This is a genomic window from Vibrio sp. MOR3, assembly GCF_001557775.1.
Classification (GTDB): domain Bacteria; phylum Pseudomonadota; class Gammaproteobacteria; order Enterobacterales; family Vibrionaceae; genus Vibrio; species Vibrio jasicida.
The window spans coordinates 24,648-38,702 of the sequence record NZ_LNRD01000025.1 but is presented as its reverse complement, the minus strand read 5'-3'; the positions used below and the strand labels follow the sequence as shown (position 1 = coordinate 38,702).

12 protein-coding genes are annotated in these 14,055 nt (G+C 45.9%); 8 read left to right on the top strand and 4 right to left on the bottom strand.

Annotation, left to right across the window (positions count from 1 at the left end; translation table 11 throughout):
* The first annotated feature begins 21 nt into the window (after window positions 1-21).
* From argB to argH, 3 genes are all read left to right on the top strand, one after another.
* The gene (gene argB / locus ATB76_RS25880; RefSeq protein ID WP_038876058.1) at window positions 22-813 is read left to right on the top strand and encodes an acetylglutamate kinase; all 792 of its coding nucleotides are present in this window, start codon (window positions 22-24) and stop codon (window positions 811-813) included.
* A gap of 90 nt (window positions 814-903) precedes the next feature.
* Complete coding sequence (locus ATB76_RS25875; RefSeq protein ID WP_005451488.1) at window positions 904-2,118, top strand: argininosuccinate synthase; 1,215 nt, start codon at window positions 904-906, stop codon at window positions 2,116-2,118.
* Between the two features lie 250 nt (window positions 2,119-2,368).
* Entirely contained in the window at window positions 2,369-4,243 is a 1,875-nt protein-coding gene (gene argH / locus ATB76_RS25870; protein WP_038881650.1) for an argininosuccinate lyase, read from the top strand.
* A gap of 154 nt (window positions 4,244-4,397) precedes the next feature.
* Here argH and ATB76_RS25865 read toward each other — a convergent pair whose 3' ends face one another.
* The 3 genes from ATB76_RS25865 to ATB76_RS25855 all read right to left on the bottom strand — a co-directional run bounded on the left by ATB76_RS25865 (window position 4,398) and on the right by ATB76_RS25855 (window position 7,493).
* Window positions 4,398-4,679 (bottom strand): DUF3624 domain-containing protein, encoded by a 282-nt coding sequence (locus ATB76_RS25865; protein WP_038865512.1) that lies wholly within the window; start codon window positions 4,677-4,679, stop codon window positions 4,398-4,400.
* Window positions 4,680-5,064: 385 nt separating this feature from the next.
* Entirely contained in the window at window positions 5,065-6,537 is a 1,473-nt protein-coding gene (locus ATB76_RS25860; protein WP_061036330.1) for a dihydrolipoyl dehydrogenase, read from the bottom strand.
* 227 nt (window positions 6,538-6,764) lie between these two features.
* Window positions 6,765-7,493 (bottom strand): redoxin family protein, encoded by a 729-nt coding sequence (locus ATB76_RS25855; RefSeq protein ID WP_038865508.1) that lies wholly within the window; start codon window positions 7,491-7,493, stop codon window positions 6,765-6,767.
* 173 nt (window positions 7,494-7,666) lie between these two features.
* On the opposite strand from ATB76_RS25855, the gene oxyR reads away from it, so the two are divergent.
* Complete coding sequence (gene oxyR, locus ATB76_RS25850) at window positions 7,667-8,575, top strand: DNA-binding transcriptional regulator OxyR (protein WP_038865506.1); 909 nt, start codon at window positions 7,667-7,669, stop codon at window positions 8,573-8,575.
* Window positions 8,576-8,644: 69 nt separating this feature from the next.
* Here the strand turns inward: oxyR and ATB76_RS25845 are convergent, their stop codons facing one another.
* Complete coding sequence (locus tag ATB76_RS25845; protein ID WP_038881654.1) at window positions 8,645-11,209, bottom strand: PBP1A family penicillin-binding protein; 2,565 nt, start codon at window positions 11,207-11,209, stop codon at window positions 8,645-8,647.
* A gap of 178 nt (window positions 11,210-11,387) precedes the next feature.
* On the opposite strand from ATB76_RS25845, the gene pilM reads away from it, so the two are divergent.
* The 4 genes from pilM to ATB76_RS25825 are packed head-to-tail and all read left to right on the top strand — an operon-like array spanning window position 11,388 to window position 14,045.
* On the top strand, window positions 11,388-12,404 hold the full coding sequence (pilM, locus tag ATB76_RS25840; RefSeq protein WP_038865502.1) for a type IV pilus assembly protein PilM: 1,017 nt from the start codon (window positions 11,388-11,390) through the stop codon (window positions 12,402-12,404).
* Entirely contained in the window at window positions 12,388-12,954 is a 567-nt protein-coding gene (locus ATB76_RS25835; protein WP_038865500.1) for a PilN domain-containing protein, read from the top strand. The genes pilM and ATB76_RS25835 overlap by 17 nt, the downstream gene beginning before the upstream one ends.
* Window positions 12,947-13,540 (top strand): type 4a pilus biogenesis protein PilO, encoded by a 594-nt coding sequence (gene pilO / locus ATB76_RS25830; RefSeq protein ID WP_038865498.1) that lies wholly within the window; start codon window positions 12,947-12,949, stop codon window positions 13,538-13,540. The genes ATB76_RS25835 and pilO overlap by 8 nt, the downstream gene beginning before the upstream one ends.
* Window positions 13,530-14,045 carry a pilus assembly protein PilP gene (locus ATB76_RS25825; protein ID WP_038865496.1) on the top strand — a complete coding sequence of 172 codons (516 nt, stop codon included), beginning with the start codon at window positions 13,530-13,532 and terminating at the stop codon, window positions 14,043-14,045. The genes pilO and ATB76_RS25825 overlap by 11 nt, the downstream gene beginning before the upstream one ends.
* Window positions 14,046-14,055 lie beyond the last annotated feature (10 nt).

Below are 14,055 nucleotides of genomic sequence, written 5' to 3'. Positions count from 1 at the left end.
TCGTTGAAAGAGGGAAATGCGATGACGCAAACCAATCAAGCTCCTTTAGTCATTAAGCTCGGTGGTGCAGCTCTATCTTGCACTCAAACCTTAAGCCAACTGTTTGCTGCTATTGCGGCATACCAAAAATCAGCGCAGCGACAAATCGTCATCGTTCATGGCGGTGGCTACCTAGTTGATGAGTTGATGGCAAAGCTTCAGCTTGAAACCGTAAAGAAAAACGGTCTTCGCGTGACGCCTTATGAGCAAATTCCTGTGATTGCAGGCGCGCTTGCAGGCACAGCAAACAAATTGCTTCAAGGTCAAGCGATTGCGGATGGTCTGAATGCAGTGGGTCTTAGTCTCGCCGATGGTGGGTTATGTCATGTTGAAGAACTTGATCCAGAGCTAGGCGCTGTAGGCAAAGCATCACCAGGTGATTCAACCCTTTTACAAGCGGTGCTAAGCGCAGGTGCACTGCCGATCATCAGCTCAATTGGTCTGACTGAAAAAGGTCAGATGATGAATGTGAATGCTGACCAAGCTGCGGTTGCCGTAGCAGGTGCATTGGATGCGGAGTTAGTGCTTCTATCCGATGTGAGCGGTGTACTTGATGGCAAAGGGCATTTGATCAAAACGCTATCTGAGCAAGAAGCCGATGCGTTGATCAAAGGGCAAGTAATCACCGACGGTATGATCGTCAAAGTTAAAGCCGCTTTGGAGGCTGCCAATGATCTTGGTCGTCCTATCGAAGTCGCGACATGGCGTTACCCAGAGAAACTGACCCAGCTATTCGCGGGTGAAAGTATTGGAACGCAGTTTCTGCCGCAATAAAGCAGAAGCAAAACAGTTAAAGAATTCAACATTAGGAAGTGGTTGGCACTGACCGCCGAGAGCAGCGCCAGTTAAGTTTGGAGAAAAAACATGAGCAAAGTGAACGTAAATAAAGTGGTAGTCGCATACTCAGGCGGTCTAGATACTTCAGTAATCATCCCGTGGCTAAAAGAGAACTACGACTGTGAAGTGGTAGCTTTCGTTGCCGATGTTGGTCAAGGTGCAGAGGAGCTAGAAGGTATTGAAGCGAAAGCAAAAGCTTCAGGTGCTTCAGAGTGCTACATCGCTGACCTGAAAGAAGAAATGGTCGCAGACTACATTTACCCGACACTAAAAACAGGCGCTTACTACGAAGGTAAATACCTACTAGGAACATCAATGGCGCGTCCAATCATTGCTAAAGCGCAGGTTGAAGTTGCACGTAAAGTTGGCGCAGACGCTCTGTGTCATGGCTGTACCGGTAAAGGTAACGACCAAGTACGTTTTGAAGGTGCATTTGCAGCACTAGCACCAGATCTGCACGTTATTGCGCCTTGGCGTGAATGGGATCTAGTGAGCCGTGAAGAATGTCTGGACTACCTAGCAGAGCGTAACATTCCTTGTTCAGCATCTCTTACTAAGATTTACTCGCGTGATGCGAATGCATGGCACATTTCTACTGAAGGTGGCGTTCTAGAAGATACATGGAATGCGCCAAATGAAGATTGCTGGGCGTGGACTGTAGACCCAGAACAAGCACCGAATGAAGCGGAAACCGTGACCTTGAAAGTAGCGAAAGGTGAAGTCGTTGAGGTAGACGGCGAAGCGATGACACCATACAACGCGTTGGTTTACCTAAACGAAAAAGGTGCGAAGCACGGTGTTGGTCGTATCGATATTGTCGAAAACCGTCTAGTGGGTATGAAGTCTCGTGGTTGCTACGAAACTCCGGGTGGCACTATCATGATGGAAGCGCTGCGTGCAGTGGAGCAACTTGTGCTGGACAAAGCATCATTTGAATTCCGCGAGGAGCTTGGTCTGAAAGCATCGCACCTTGTTTACGATGGTCGTTGGTTCACGCCGCTATGTAAGTCTATTCTTGCGGCTTCTGAAGAGCTCGCGCAAGACGTGAATGGCGAAGTTGTTGTGAAGCTTTACAAAGGCCACGCAACGGTAACGCAAAAACGTTCGGATAACAGTTTGTACTCTGAAGAATTTGCTACTTTTGGTGAAGATGAAGTTTATGACCAAAGCCATGCTGAAGGCTTTATCCGTCTTTACTCGCTATCAAGCCGTATTCGTGCGTTGAACAGCCAGAAAAAATAAACCAATTTAGCGCCTTATAAGATAAGAGACCTGCCACTATTGGCGGGTCTTTTTCGTTTTTGCTGACCTCGTAGGCATAAAGATAAAATAATCATGAATAAATATGTAAAAATATTGAATTTCTACTTTATTTTTATCTGTGATTATCGTAACGTTGAGGCATAAGAAAAAGTGAGCAAATGACCACCGATTTGGTCAACACTTAATGAAGAATACGTTAGCGTAAGCAATAGTCATCAGGAGAAACGCAATGGCATTATGGGGCGGAAGATTTACCCAAGCGGCAGACACCAGATTTAAGGACTTCAACGATTCATTGCGTTTCGATTACCGATTGGCTGAGCAAGATATTGTTGGTTCAATTGCGTGGTCAAAAGCCTTGCTTTCTGTTGACGTATTATCAGCAGAAGAACAACAAAAGCTTGAGCTGGCACTGAATGAGCTCAAGCTTGAAGTCATGGAAGACCCTCAGCAAATCCTACGTTCGGATGCGGAAGATATCCACTCTTGGGTAGAGCAGCAACTGATCAACAAGGTCGGCGACCTAGGTAAAAAACTACACACGGGACGTTCACGTAACGACCAAGTGGCAACCGACCTTAAACTTTGGTGTCGTCAGCAAGGCCAACAGCTGTTGATTGCTTTAGACCGTCTGCAAACACAAATGGTAGGCGTAGCTAAGCAACATCAAGGTACGGTGCTTCCGGGCTACACGCATTTGCAACGTGCTCAGCCTGTTACGTTTGCTCACTGGTGTTTGGCTTATGTTGAAATGTTTGAACGTGACTACTCGCGTCTGAGTGACGCACTTAAGCGTTTGGACACGTGTCCACTTGGTTCTGGAGCGCTTGCGGGCACCGCTTACCCAATCGATCGTGAAGAGTTAGCTCACAATCTCGGTTTCCATCGCGCAACGCGTAACTCATTGGATTCAGTTTCCGATCGTGACCATGTGATGGAATTGATGTCTGTGGCGTCTATCTCGATGTTGCACCTTTCGCGTTTGGCAGAAGATATGATCTTCTACAACTCGGGTGAATCTAACTTTATTGAATTAGCCGATACGGTGACGTCAGGTTCTTCTCTGATGCCACAGAAGAAAAACCCAGATGCACTCGAGCTTATTCGTGGTAAGACGGGGCGTGTGTACGGCGCACTTGCTGGCATGATGATGACAGTGAAAGCGCTGCCACTGGCTTACAACAAAGACATGCAGGAAGATAAAGAAGGTCTGTTCGATGCGCTCGATACATGGAACGATTGCATGGAAATGGCGGCACTTTGTTTTGATGGCATCAAAGTCAATGGTGAGCGTACGCTAGAAGCGGCGAAACAAGGTTACGCAAACTCTACCGAATTGGCAGATTATCTAGTGGCGAAAGGCATCCCATTCCGTGAAGCGCACCATATTGTCGGTGTCGCTGTGGTCGGTGCTATTGCCAAAGGCTGTGCACTAGAAGAGCTGTCGATTGATGAGCTGAAAGCCTTCTCTGAAGTGATTGAAGCGGATGTGTATGACATCTTAACCATCGACTCGTGTCTTGAGAAGCGTTGTGCACTTGGTGGTGTCGCGCCTCAGCAAGTTGCTTTCGCCGTCGATCAAGCAGACAAGCGCCTTTCTCAACGTGATACATCAGCAGTGAAAGTTCGACCTGCTCGTCTAACCGATATTGAAACCGTAGAAGGTATGGTTGCTTATTGGGCGAATATGGGGGAAAACCTACCGCGCTCACGCAATGAGTTGGTACGTGATATTGGCTCCTTCGCGGTTGCCGAGCATCACGGAGAGGTTACTGGTTGTGCATCTTTGTATGTCTATGACTCAGGGTTAGCAGAAATTCGTTCTCTAGGCATTGAAGCTGGTTGGCAAGGCCAAGGGCAGGGTAGTGCGATTGTGAACTATCTGGTTGAGAAAGCACGCCAAATGGCTATCAAGAAAGTCTTTGTGCTGACACGTACGCCTGAATTCTTTATGAAGCAGAGCTTCTTGCCAACCTCGAAGTCGTTGCTACCAGAAAAAGTACTGAAAGATTGCGATCAGTGTCCGCGTCAGCATGCGTGTGATGAAGTTGCACTAGAGATCAACTTGTTCGAACAATTGATCCAGAAAAGTAACGTAGCCTAGGTTGATGATTCTATTAGTATTTAAGAAAATACTAAAAAAATTGGAAAAAAACTTGGAACCTTTGAGAGGAAGCCCGGTCTATTAAAGTACCACTGCTTTTTCTTAGAAGAATCTAAGAGAGCCCCAAGACCGGTATTGGTTTTGGGGCTTTTTTCTATCTGTCATCTGGGTGATGAGCATCCTTACTTTCTTTTCCACGACGGCGCTGCCACGGCAAAACCACGAAGCGCATCCATAGGTGCAAAAACAGTAAGCCGTTAAATGCAAATCCGGCAAAGATCAGCGCGATCGATTCAATACTTTGTGGATCATCTTTAAACGCAAACCACCACACGATCCAACATAAAACAGAAAGTACCGTCAGTTGATCCATGCATCGTTGGCAACGTCCGATCTTTTTCCAAAACCAGTGCTCTTGGCAACTTCGACAAGCCATTGTTCTATCCACACTATCTATTTGTCCCTGATTATAACGGCTAACTCATGTTTGAGTTTCTCTTTGTCTGGTTTCTATGTCGTGTCTATCGAACCAAAAATGGAAAATTAACTTGGTTAAAAATGTGTAGCACGTAATTGGTGTATGGTGCGCTGTCAGCCTGACAATAGGAAAAATTATAATGTCGACAGAACTTAAAGTAGCACTAGGCCTTGCTGGTGGTTTCTTCACAATTGGTTTTACTGCCATTGTGCTTGTTAGCCGTTACGCAATGATGACTGCATAAACAACCACTTTGCTCAGTTTGAACTGATAGAGTTGGAATGAGAAAGCCTCGTCTATGACGAGGCTTTTGTTTGTCTGGGAGAGGTAAAGAGAGTGAGCGTTAGCAACCAGGTCCACAATCAAGACAATGTTTGATCATCTCAGGACCTAAGTGGAGCTTCGCATTCAAATCTCGTAGCGCAGTGCGAACGCCTTCTTCAATCACAGGGTGGTAAAATGGCATATCAAGCATTTCAGATACTGTCATTTTATTTTGGTGTGCCCAAGCAAGCAGGTGGGCTAGGTGTTCGGCGTTTGGTCCCATCATTTCTGCGCCCAAGAAGCGACCAGTACCTTGTTCCCCATAGACATGCAGAATGCCTTTATTTCGAAGCATAACGCGTGAGCGACCTTGATTTTCAAACGATACTTGACCGGTAGCGAAACAGCCACATGTGCCAAAACGCGTTTCTAGTTGCTTGAAGGTTTCTCCTACCATAGCAATTTGTGGATCAGAGAACACTGCTGAGATTGACGAGCGGCGCAGGCCTGCACGAATATCAGGGAAACGACCTGCGTTGTCGCCAGCAATACGCCCCTGATCTGCCGCTTCGTGTAATAATGGAATTTGATTGCTTGCATCACCCGCGATAAAGATGCTCTCTACCGAGGTTTGCAGAGTGTAATGATCCGCCGTTGGTACGCCGCGCTCATCCAGTGCCACATTGGTGTTTTCAATCGCTAGCTTGTCGACATTCGGGCGACGACCAGTTGCTGCCAATACGTAATCAACAATAAAGGTTTCTAGTTCACCATCGTGGTTGATGAATTGGATTTCGACCTTATCTTCACCGTCATTTTCTGGTGAAGTAATACGTTTCATGCTTTCGATTTTTACATCGGCATCAAGGTAGAACTCTTCTTTGAAGGCTTTATCGGCATACGCCATCACTTCAGGGTCGGTCAATGGTCCTACTTGACCACCAAGACCAAATAGCTTCACATTTACACCTAAGCGATGCAACGCTTGACCCAATTCAAGACCAATCACACCCGGACCAAATACGGCAACAGATTCTGGCAAGTCATCCCAATCGAACACATCATCGTTAATCACTAAGCGGTCGCCGAGTTCATTCCATACGGCAGGGTAAGCAGGACGCGAACCGGTTGCGATCACAATACGCTTAGCTGTGATTTGAGTGTGATCATCAACGATTAACGTGTTGTCGTTGGTAAACTTAGCATAACCCGACACTTTATCTTCAACAGGAATCTCATCGACGCCTTCCAACACAAAGTCTACAAAGCGGTCACGTTCTCGCTTTACTCGGTCCATGACTTCACGACCATTAATGTAAATGTCGCCTTGTGGATGTACACCAAAGCCCGGTGCTTTCTCGATTTGGTGTACGCTTTCAGCGGCGGCGATCAAAAGTTTCGACGGCATGCATCCGACACGAGCACATGTTGTGCCGTAAGGGCCACCTTCAATCATCACAACACTGTCTGTGTGTGCTTTCGCTGCGCGGTAGGCGCCAAGACCTGCTGTACCACCACCAATAATTGCTACGTCGACATTTAACTGTTTCATAATGGATTCTCGTTTTTCCCAAACGTAGTTGAAGTGACTAAGTCGGGATGAGTGAATTTGAGTTCATTAATCTTGATAACTGGTCGAACGGTGAAGACGACCAGTTATCAAGACTAAGCATAGGAAGTGATTGAGAGGGATGGTCTCCCGGGCGAGGGATGCTCCGGGAGACCTAGGGCTGAGTTCTAGACAGCGAGATTGCCAACCCAAGCCCATTAGGCAAATTATTAACCTAGGTACGTTTCTAGCTCTTCGCTACCGCCGATGTGTTTACCACCGATGAACACTTGAGGTACCGTTGTGCGACCAGAGATTGCACGTAGACTTACTGTTGTTGCGTCTTTACCCAGAATCACTTCTTCATATTGAAGACCGTGGTCAATCAAGTTTTGTTTCGCCTTCATACAGAAAGGGCAACCTGGTTTAGTGAATACGGTGATTGATTCTTGAGTTTTGTACTCAGGAGCGATGTAATTCATCATCGTATCTGCATCAGATACTTTGAACGGGTCGCCTGGCTCGTTTGGTTCGATGAACATTTTTTCTACTACGCCGTTTTTCACTAGCATGCTGTAACGCCATGAACGCTTACCAAAACCAATGTCGTTTTTATCTACAAGCATACCCATACCGTCTGTAAACTCACCGTTACCATCTGGGATGAAAGTGATGTTTTCAGCTTCTTGGTCGGCTTTCCATGCGTTCATTACGAATGTATCGTTTACGGAAACACATAGAATCTCATCCACGCCATGTTCTTTAAATACAGAGAACAGTTCGTTGTAACGTGGTAGGTGGCTTGATGAGCACGTCGGAGTAAAAGCACCAGGCAAGCTAAATACGATAACCGTTTTGTCTTTGAACAAGTCTTCCGTGGTTACATTCACCCATGCGTCACCTTTACGGATAGGAAAAGTAACTTGTGGTACAGCTTGACCTTCTTTTGATGCAAACATGATGATTTCCTTTTAAATCTATGAATAATTCATTATCGAGCTTAGCGTTATTTAGCGCTCAGTTTCGTTTTCTTGAGCTCATTATTGAAAAAAAACTTTGATAGCTCTAATCGTTTAATGCTATGGTTTTGATAGATTATTTCTATCGCCAAACAAGAAGCGAATCGTACGTTATGAATATTCGAGATTTTGAGTACTTGGTGGCGCTTGCGGAGCACAAGCATTTTCGAAAAGCAGCGGAAGCCTGTTTTGTCAGCCAACCGACGTTAAGTGGCCAGATTCGTAAACTAGAAGACGAGTTAGGCACTGCCCTGCTTGAAAGAAGCAGTCGTCGCGTGTTGTTTACTGACTCTGGTTTACAATTGGTTGAGCAAGCAAAACGTATTTTGAGTGAAGTAAAAACCTTCAAAGATATGGCGAGCGGTCAAAGTGGTGCCATGACTGGCCCAATGCACATTGGCTTTATCCCAACAGTTGGTCCTTACCTCCTACCTAAAATAGTTCCTCACCTTAAAGAAGAGTTTCCAGATTTGGAGCTGTTTTTACATGAGGCGCAGACCCACCAATTGGTCCGTCAATTAGAAGATGGCAAGTTAGATTGTCTTGTTTTAGCATCGGTTGATGAGACTGCGCCCTTTAAAGAAATTGAGGTGTACAACGAGCCTTTAAGTGTTGCGGTACCTTGTGATCACGAATGGGCTGGGTTAGATCATATTGATATGCTCGACCTCAATGGCAAGACGGTGTTGTCTTTGGGTGATGGTCATTGTTTACGAGACCAAGCTCTGGGTTTCTGCTTTGCTGCAGGAGCGAAAGATGATGAGCGCTTTAAAGCGACTAGCCTAGAAACACTGCGTAACATGGTGGCGGCGGGAGCAGGGATTACTCTGTTGCCACAGTTGTCTGTGCCGCATGAAAAGAAAAAAGATGGCGTGTGTTACGTGCCAGCAATGAACCCAACACCATCACGCAGCATTGTGTTGGTTTACCGTCCTGGCTCTCCATTGCGTACGCGTTTTGAAACCTTAGCAGCGACCATCAAAAACATTCTTGAAGCGAAAGAAGCACCAATTGCAGCCTAGCTTTGAGATGCTGATATAAACAAAAGGGAGCCAATCGGCTCCCTTTTTCTTTGTTAGTATTGCGTGGTATTAGAACAGTTCTTCTGCACCGCCGCTACCACCAGAGTAGATGCTGTCTTCCAGGCTGTTGCCGACATACTCGGTTGGTTCTGTGCCTTTTTCGAAGTATTCGAACATGGATGAACCATCAACTTTATGAGTCAGTAGGCCACTATCACGATCGATACGAACTCGAACGATATCGTCTGGAATATTCTTACCTTGTTGAGGCACTCCGTCTAGTGCAGCACGCATGAAATCAATCCAAGCTGGTTCTGCCGTTTTCGCGCCAGATTCTGCACCAGAAATTTGGCCTTTCCCTAGGTTACTGTTCACAGTGGTACGGCCTAACGTGCGAGAGTGATCATCAAAACCAACCCATGCAATAGCCACAATACCCGGACCGTAACCGTTATACCAAGTGTCTTTTGAGTCGTTGGTTGTGCCCGTTTTACCACCGATATCACGACGCTCCAGTTTCTGTGCTCGCCAGCCGGTACCGTTCCAACCTGTACCATCACGCCAGCTGCCACCACCCCAGATATTGCTGTACATCATCTCGCGCATGATGAATGCATTTTGAGCAGAGATAACTTGTTTTGCATATTGTGGTGTGTCGTTTTCTAGAGCGTTATCAGGGGCAATGTTTTCCGTTGTTACATCTTGCTCACCAAATTCGGCTGCAAACTTATCTTCAGGCTGTACTGGCATTTGAGGGCAGTCGTGCTGACAAATCACTTTTGGGTTTGCCTTAAACAGTACTTCACCAAATGAGTTTTCAACGTGGTCAATGTAAAACGGTTCTACATAGTAGCCACCATTTGCAAATACAGAGTAGCCTTGCGCGACTTTCATTGGTGTTAAGCTACCAGCACCCAATGCGATCGTTTCTGAACGAGGCACTTGGTCAATATCAAACCCAAAGCGAGTTAGGTATTCACGTGTTTCATCTAGGCCAACTTCACGTAGTGTACGTACGGCCATTACGTTTTTCGACTGCGCTAAACCGATACGTAGGCGAGTTGGGCCAACGTAAGTCGGCGGTGAGTTCTTTGGACGCCATGCCGAACCTGAACCTGCATCCCACTTGTTGATTGGCGCATCGTTTACTAGTGAAGCAAGGGTTAAGCCCTTATTGATTGCTGCCGAATATATGAATGGTTTGATACTCGAACCAACCTGACGAATAGACATGGTTGCACGGTTAAACTTGCTATGAACAAAGTTAAAGCCACCAACTAGAGACAGTATTGCACCGTTTTCTGGGTTCATTGCCACAAACGCTGTATTTGCGCTTGGTACTTGGCTTAGCTTCCAGTTATTGATGGTTGTGCCTTCTTTATCTGTCGTACTGATTTCACGTACCCAGATTTGTTGGCCTACAGCTAAGATCTCTTTGGCTGATTTCGGTGCTCTACCTTGACGTTGATCAGTCAGGTACTTACGAGCCCAATTCATACCAGTCCAAGCGATGGTTTGCTCTTCGTTATTTTTCACCCAAACTTGCGCGGCTTTGTCATCGACTTTAGTGACAATAGCAGGATAGAGCTGGCCATAGGTCGGTTGTTTCTTCAGATGCTTTTCAATTTGTTCTGAATCCCAAGCCGTTTCGCCTTCTTTCCACAGTACTTTTTCCGCGCCGCGGTAGCCGTGACGTTCATCGTACGCAAGGATGTTATTGATGGATGCGGTATTTGCGGCATCTTGCAGTTTTGAATCTACCGTCATGTAGATATTCAAGCCTGACGTGTAAGCCTGCTCCGCACCGTATTCTTTTACTGCCCATGAGCGTGCTAACTCTGCAACGTATGGAGCAGAGAGTTCAATCTCAGCACTGTGGTAGCGAGCAACAATCGGCTCTGAACGTGCTTCATCGTACTGTTCTTGAGTGATGTATTTCTCATCTAGCATACGCATCAAAACCACGTTACGACGGTTTGTTGCGCGCTCTAGTGAGTAAAGCGGGTTCATGGTTGATGGCGCTTTTGGCATACCTGCCAGTGTTGCGATTTCACTCAAGGTCAGTTCATTTAAGCTCTTACCAAAGTAAACTTGAGCTGCTGCGCCGAAACCGTAAGAGCGGTAACCAAGGAAGATTTTATTGACATACAGCTCCATGATTTCTTGTTTAGAAAGCAGCTGCTCAATATGAATGGCGATGAAGATTTCTTTAATTTTACGCATGATCTTCTTCTCGTTAGATAGGAAGAAGTTACGCGCTAGCTGCTGAGTAATAGTACTCGCACCTTGTTTTGCTGAACCCGATAACGCAACAACAACAGCTGCACGCGTAATGCCGATTGGGTCAATACCTGGGTGCTCGTAAAAACGGCTATCTTCGGTTGCGATCAGCGCATGAATTAAATCTTGCGGAATTTCGTCGTAGGTAACAGGAATTCGACGCTTCTCGCCAAACTGTGCGATCAGTTTCCCGTCTTGACTAAATACCTGCATAGGTGTTTGTAATTCAACATTTTTTAGTGTTGCAACATCTGGCAATTCAGGCTTCACGTATTGATAGAAGCCAAAAATTGTGGTGACTCCAAGAATTATGCAAATCAATGTTAAAAATAATAAACGCTTTATGAACTTCACCGGAGAATCCCTGATTGGTTGAGGCTGTGTAACGGCAAACCCTTGTACTCTTAGGTCAAAAATTTAGCACATAAGAGATATTAACTCTTATTTGGATGCTAATAACAACCTTTGCACGAAGAAAATTCTCTGGGTGCTAATGACACTGGCACACAGGAATTTCGGAGCGAGAGTAGAGATGGATAAGCTATTAGTTACGGGCATAGATATCGGCCATAACAGCCTCAAAGCCGTGGTACTTAAACCCAATGGCAACAGTTATGCCTTACTGGGTTACAAAGAAATAATACTTAAAGAAGGTATTGTCGCTGAAAATAACACCATAAATCATCAAGAAATTGTAAAGACCCTAAAAGAGATGAAAAAAGACCTCCCTTTTAGGGCTAATCGAGTCGCGATTTCAGTTCCTGACAATGCGGTGATCAGCAAAAAACTGCAAATCGAACAAAGTTTAGAGGAAAGTGAAAAAGAGTTTGCCGTCGTACAGGCTTTTTCTCATCAATCGCCGTTCCCTGTAGAAGAGCTTAGTCTTGATTTTGTATTAGTGGAATCTGATGAGCAAATGCGTGGGACAGAAAGCTATCAAGTTTTCGCAACACGTAAAGACGTGGTGGAAACCCGCGTAGAAGCATTGCAAAAATCTGGTCTAAAAACCGTGCTGGTGGACGTGCATTCCCAAAGTCTTGGGCATATCTGGAAGTTAACCACGGAACGCTACCCTGACAAAAGCAAATACTGCCTACTGGACATCGGGGTATTAAATAGCTCGTTCACTATGTTTACCGAGCAAGGTGAGTTATTCCATAAAGAGTTTGTGTGTGGCACTCGTGCCGCTAGTGGCCTTTTGCACGACAACCCGCTTTCTGATGATGCTCAAGTCATGACAGAACAATTCAACCGTCAAGTTGTGGATCGCGTGAAACGTCAAATGCAACTCTATACCTCTATTAATGGTTCTCAAGATATTAAAGGTATTTGGCTCTCCGGTGAGGGGGCGTCCACCCCAATGTTAGCTGAAGAGCTCTCCAGTCAACTGGCGCTCGAATGTGAGTTGCTTAACCCACTGGGCTTATTTGAAATGAAAGTTTCTAAGCGCAAGCGCCGCGCCGCAGATTGGCAGCACTTCACTACCGCTGCGGGTTTGGCAGTTCGTGGTATCCAGTGGCTGGGAGGTCATCATGCTCTATCACATTAACCTGCTCCCTTGGCGTGAAAATCAGCGTGAAGAACACCGCCGCCGTTTTGTCGGTTTGATTGTGCTTGGTGTTATTGCGGCGCTGGGTGTGCAGTGGGGAATCGGTAAATACTACCAGTATCAACAAGATCAGCAGCAACAGCGTTTGGACTACCTAGCACACTATATATCTCAGTTGGATAAACGCATTGAGGCAATGAAGATTGCAGAGCAAGAGCACGGCAAAATCCTAGAGCGTTTGAAAACGGTGGAAGGTTTACAAAACGGACGTAACAAAACCACTGAGTTTATGAACTTGATGCCGTCGGTGATTCCGGATGGTGTCTACGTCGACAAAATCAAAATGAACGATTTTGAGATTGAAATCTCTGGTATTTCAGACAGCACACCACGTTTGGCGACGATGTTAGACAATATGGAACGCTCTGCGAAGTTACTTGATGTAGAGATGCATTCTATCGTTCATGGTAAAGCGCGTTTTGGTAAAGAGTTCCAAACGTTCAAAGTCTCTTTCATGTTTAAAGAAGCGGAAGGAGAGCAACGTGGTTAATTGGCAAGATCTTGATATGGATGAAATTGCTGAGTGGCCAGTGCTGCCTCAGTTAGTGGTCATCTTATTAATGGTGCTTTTAATCCAAGGTTTTGGGTATTGGTTTTACTTAAAGCCCGAAGAGGAGCGCTTGAATACGTTGATTCAAGAAGAGCAAACCTTGAAAGTCGCGTTGCGCATCAAAGCTAACAAAGTTGCGGCCTTACCCCAGCTACAATCTCAACTCGATGAGTTAACCACGCGCTACGAGTTGTTGCTTCAGCAATTACCTGCGCAAAAAGAACTGGCAACTATGTTGGCCTCAGTCAACGAACTCGGTATTGATAACAAACTGACTTTTACTCGGATTGACTGGGGTAAAAAACAATCTGAACACTTCCTTTATCGGTTACCGCTCAATATCGAGTTAACGGGAGACTTCCACGACATTGGTCGTTTTTCACAAGCGATAGCGACATTACCTCGCATCATCACATTTAAAGACGTGACTTGGCAGCGTGTCAGCCAAGAAAGTGAGACGTTGCACTTCCGTGTTAAGGCGAATACATACCAGTTCAAACCAGAGGAACAGAAAGATGCGAAATAGTTCTTTGCTGATGGTTTGTATGGTCACGTTGCTAACGGGTTGCCAAGCCAATGATGAGTCGCTTACCGGTTTTATTCGTGATGTAGAAAACCAAGCTCGACGTGACGTCTCCAAGCTCAAGCCCGCCGAAGAATATGTGGTGGTCAATTACGACCCTCAAATCATGCGAGCACCGTTTGAGCTGCCGAAGGAGGCGACTATCGCCACCCAACCGGTTGCCAGAGAAGACTGTTGGCAACCACCTTCAAGGAAGCGAACTGGCAAGTTAGAGCGTTTTCCTCTTGGGCAATTGCGTTTGAAGGGCGTAATGGGAATGGGAAGTAGCGTATCTGGGTTAGTCCAAGCGCCGAATGGCACTGTTTATAAAGTAAAACCGGGCCAATATTTAGGGCGCAACAACGGCAAGGTCACCCATGTATCCCACAACTATTTATTGATTAATGAAACTCTGCCAGACGGTCTGGGTTGTTGGCAAAAACGCAAAGTTAAGTTGGCGTTGAGATAGGCATAGCTGC

What these genes read in the sequence shown, in the direction of transcription:
- argB (WP_038876058.1), top strand. Translation starts at nt 22, where the DNA reads ATGACGCAAACCAATCAAGCTCCTTTAGTCATTAAGCTCGGTGGTGCA.
- ATB76_RS25875 (WP_005451488.1), top strand. Translation starts at nt 904, where the DNA reads ATGAGCAAAGTGAACGTAAATAAAGTGGTAGTCGCATACTCAGGCGGT.
- argH (WP_038881650.1), top strand. Translation starts at nt 2,369, where the DNA reads ATGGCATTATGGGGCGGAAGATTTACCCAAGCGGCAGACACCAGATTT.
- ATB76_RS25865 (WP_038865512.1), bottom strand. Translation starts at nt 4,679, where the DNA reads ATGGCTTGTCGAAGTTGCCAAGAGCACTGGTTTTGGAAAAAGATCGGA.
- ATB76_RS25860 (WP_061036330.1), bottom strand. Translation starts at nt 6,537, where the DNA reads ATGAAACAGTTAAATGTCGACGTAGCAATTATTGGTGGTGGTACAGCA.
- ATB76_RS25855 (WP_038865508.1), bottom strand. Translation starts at nt 7,493, where the DNA reads ATGTTTGCATCAAAAGAAGGTCAAGCTGTACCACAAGTTACTTTTCCT.
- oxyR (WP_038865506.1), top strand. Translation starts at nt 7,667, where the DNA reads ATGAATATTCGAGATTTTGAGTACTTGGTGGCGCTTGCGGAGCACAAG.
- pilM (WP_038865502.1), top strand. Translation starts at nt 11,388, where the DNA reads ATGGATAAGCTATTAGTTACGGGCATAGATATCGGCCATAACAGCCTC.
- ATB76_RS25835 (WP_038865500.1), top strand. Translation starts at nt 12,388, where the DNA reads ATGCTCTATCACATTAACCTGCTCCCTTGGCGTGAAAATCAGCGTGAA.
- ATB76_RS25825 (WP_038865496.1), top strand. Translation starts at nt 13,530, where the DNA reads ATGCGAAATAGTTCTTTGCTGATGGTTTGTATGGTCACGTTGCTAACG.